At 72.9% G+C, this 3,152-nt stretch carries 4 protein-coding genes; 3 read left to right on the forward strand and 1 reads right to left on the reverse strand.

The window, feature by feature from the left end:
- Positions 1 to 485 (forward strand): class I SAM-dependent methyltransferase (locus IJH84_RS02815; protein WP_295139853.1); only part of this gene is annotated, 485 nt, incomplete at its 5' end.
- 41 nt (positions 486 to 526) lie between these two features.
- Here IJH84_RS02815 and IJH84_RS02820 read toward each other — a convergent pair.
- Entirely contained in the window at positions 527 to 1,444 is a 918-nt protein-coding gene (locus tag IJH84_RS02820) for a LysR family transcriptional regulator (RefSeq protein WP_295139855.1), read from the reverse strand.
- Between the two features lie 85 nt (positions 1,445 to 1,529).
- On the opposite strand from IJH84_RS02820, the gene IJH84_RS02825 reads away from it, so the two are divergent.
- Both IJH84_RS02825 and IJH84_RS02830 read left to right on the forward strand, forming a co-directional pair.
- Positions 1,530 to 2,801, forward strand: coding sequence for a CitMHS family transporter (locus IJH84_RS02825; protein WP_295139857.1), 1,272 nt, complete (start codon positions 1,530 to 1,532; stop codon positions 2,799 to 2,801).
- Positions 2,802 to 2,812: 11 nt separating this feature from the next.
- Positions 2,813 to 3,152, forward strand: a 340-nt coding sequence (locus IJH84_RS02830; protein ID WP_295139859.1) for an acyclic terpene utilization AtuA family protein, incomplete at its 3' end; no start/stop codon positions are given.

A 3,152-nucleotide genomic window follows, 5' to 3' on the forward strand; every position in this document is an offset into this window, starting at 1 on the left:
AGTCCGGCGCGTGGTGCGTGGCGGCCGACTTCTCGCTCGGGATGCTCTCGGTCGGCCGCGACCGGGGGTTGCCGCTGGTGGCCGCGGACGCGCTGCGGCTGCCGTTCGCCGACGCCGCGTTCGACGCGGTGACGATCTCGTTCGGGCTGCGCAACCTGGTGGACACGGTCGCGGGACTGCGTGAGATGGCGCGCGTGGTGCGCCCCGGCGGGCGGCTCGTGGTGTGCGAGTTCTCCACGCCCACCTGGGAACCGTTCCGGACGGTCTACATGAACTACGTGATGCGCGCGTTGCCGCCGATCGCCCGCGCGGTCTCGTCCAACCCGGACGCCTACGTCTACCTCGCCGAGTCGATCCGGGCGTGGCCGCACCAGCCCGCGCTGGCCGCGAAGATCGGCTCCGCCGGTTGGTCGAAGGTCGCTTGGCGCGACCTGATGGGCGGCGCGGTGGCGGTGCACCGCGCGTTCAAACCCGAACTCGGCTGAGCAGCCCGCGTTCGCTCCGGGAGCGGCGCTGCTGAGCATGATCAGCGCAGCTGCCAAGACGCCTCCGCGGGCAGCTCGCCCGCCGGGCTGCGCAAGGTCCGCAGGAACGCGTCGGCCGCCGGTGCCAACGGCCGCGCCGGGTCGCGGATGACCACGACGCGCCGGTGCACCTCCGGTCCGGACAGCGGCAGGTGGCCGAGCCCGGCGAATTCCATCAGCGGCAGCACCAGCCCGGGCACCGCGGAAACCCCGAGCCCGGCCGCGACCAGCCCGGCGACGGCCGCGATGTTGCGCGCCTCCAGCGCCGGCCGTGCGTTCGGCACGGCGCGGTCGGTGTGCCAGCGGATGCTGCTGCTGGTGTCGAACGCGATGCAGGGCTCATCGGCGAGATCGGCCCACTCCAGCCGAGTGCGGTCCGCGAACCGGTGCCCCGCCGGGAAAACGCAGCAGAACCGGTCGACGGCCAGCGGGTACACCTCCAGGTCGTCCTCCGAGCCGTCCAGCCGCACGGTCACCGCGAGATCGACCGCACCGGAGCGGACCCGCCGCAGCACCTCGCCGGACAACGCGTCTTCGATGGCGACGTCGACGTGCGGGTGCGCCGCGCGGTAGGCGGAGATCACCGGCGGCAGCAGCATCGCAGCCGGCGACGGCAGCGTCGCGATCCGGACCTGGCCGCGGGCCCCGGCGAGGAAGCCGTCGAAGTGGTTCATCCCGGCGTCGAAGGAGCCCACGATCCGGCGCGCGACGGCGCAGAACTCCGCGCCCTCCGGGGTGCTCGCCAGCTCGCGGGTGGTGCGCCGGAACAGCTCGACGCCGAGCTTGCGCTCCACCTCGCGCACGGTCCGGCTCAGCGAGGACTGGGCCAGGTGCAACCGCTGCGCGGCGAGCGTGAAGCCGCCCGCGTCGTGCACCGCGACCACCAGCCTGAGCTGCTGCAACGTGAGATCCATGCGCATCGGCCATGAATCTATCCGGAATCGATGTTTGACCGCGATGTGCGCCGCGGCTCACAGTGCTCGCAGCTCCAACGCCGGAGGTCCGATGCTCGCCGTTGCCGGTTTCCTGACGATCGGGATATTCCTGGCCCTGGTGCTGTCCCGGCGGGTGTCGGTGCTGCTGGCGCTGACCCTGGTGCCGCTGCTCGCGGCGGTGGTGATCGGCGCGGGACCGCGGCTGGGCGAGCTCGTCGCCGACGGGCTGAGCACGGTCGCCCCGGTCGCCATCATGATCACGTTCGCGGTGCTGTACTTCAGCCTGATGGTCGATGCCGGGCTGTTCGACCCGGTGGTGTCCCGAATCCTGCGCTGGGCGGGCGGCGACCCGCTCAAGATCACCGTCGGCACCGCGGTGCTCACGCTGCTGGTGGCGCTCGACGGCGACGGCGCCTCCACGTTCCTGATCACCGTGTCCGCGCTGCTGCCGATCTACCGGCGGCTCGGGATGCGCCCGCTGGTGCTGGCCGGAGTCGTGTGCCTGGGCGCGGGCGTGATGAACATGGTCCCGTGGGGCGGTCCGACGGCTCGCGCGATGGCCGCGCTGGGCACCGACGGTGCGGAGCTGTTCCTGCCGGTGCTGCCCGCGATGCTGGCGGGCATCGCCTGGGTGCTGGTGGCGGCCTACCTGATCGGCCGGGCCGAGCGCAGGCGCATCGGCGTCGGTGCCGCGCCGGAGGTGGACCGGCCCCGGCTCGACCGCCCGGCGCGCATCCGCTTCCGGCTCAACGCGGCGTTGACGCTGCTGCTGGTCGTGGCGCTGCTGACCCAGCTGGCCGACCTCGAGGTGCTGTTCATCCTGGCGTTCCTGCTCGCGCTGCTGATCAACCGGCCGGGCTGGGACGCCCAGCGCGAGCTGTTCACCCGGCACGGCCACAACGTCGTGCTGGTCACCACGATGATCTTCGCGGCGGGCGTGTTCACCGGCGTGCTCACCGGCACCGGCATGATCCGGGCGATGGCCGAGACGCTGGTCGCGGTCGTGCCGAGCGGGGCGAGCGGTGCGCTGCCCGCGGTCAGCGCCGTGCTCGGGATGCCGCTGAGCCTGGTGTTCACCCCGGACGCCTACTACTTCGGCGTCGTGCCGGTGCTGGCCGAGACCACCGCCGCGCTCGGCGGCGACCCGCTGTCGGTGGGACGGGCCGCGGTCCTCGGGCAGATGACCACCGGTTTCCCGCTGAGCCCGCTGACCGCTTCCACGTTCATCCTGCTCGGCATGACCGGCGTGGACCTCGGCGAGCACCAGCGGTTCATCTTCAAGTGGGCGTTCGGCACGACGCTGGTGCTGAGCGCGGTGGCGCTGCTGACGGGAGCCCTGTGAAACGGACGACTGTGAACCGGACGACGCGGATCGGCAGCGGAGCGGGTTTCGCCGGAGACCGGATCGAGCCCGCGGCGGCGCTGGCCGAGCACGCCGGGCTCGACGACCTGGTGCTGGAGTGCCTCGCCGAACGCACCATCGCGCTCGGCCAGCAGCGCAGGCTCGCCGACCCGGCCACCGGCTACGACCCGATGCTGCGCGCCCGGCTGCGCAGGTTGCTGCCGGTGGCGGCGCGGCGCGGGGTGCGGCTGGTGAGCAACATGGGCGCGGCGAACCCTCCGGCCGCGGCCGAGGTGGCTCGCGATCTGCTGCGCGAGCACGGCCTCACCGGCCGGGTGGCCGTGCTGACCG

Source organism: Saccharopolyspora sp. (assembly GCF_017434145.1).
GTDB classification, from domain to species: Bacteria; Actinomycetota; Actinomycetes; order Mycobacteriales; family Pseudonocardiaceae; genus Saccharopolyspora_C; species Saccharopolyspora_C galaxeae.

Excerpts from the sequence above, each read along its gene's own strand:
- IJH84_RS02820 (WP_295139855.1), bottom strand. The coding sequence starts at position 1,444 with ATGCGCATGGATCTCACGTTGCAGCAGCTCAGGCTGGTGGTCGCGGTG.
- IJH84_RS02825 (WP_295139857.1), top strand. The coding sequence starts at position 1,530 with ATGCTCGCCGTTGCCGGTTTCCTGACGATCGGGATATTCCTGGCCCTG.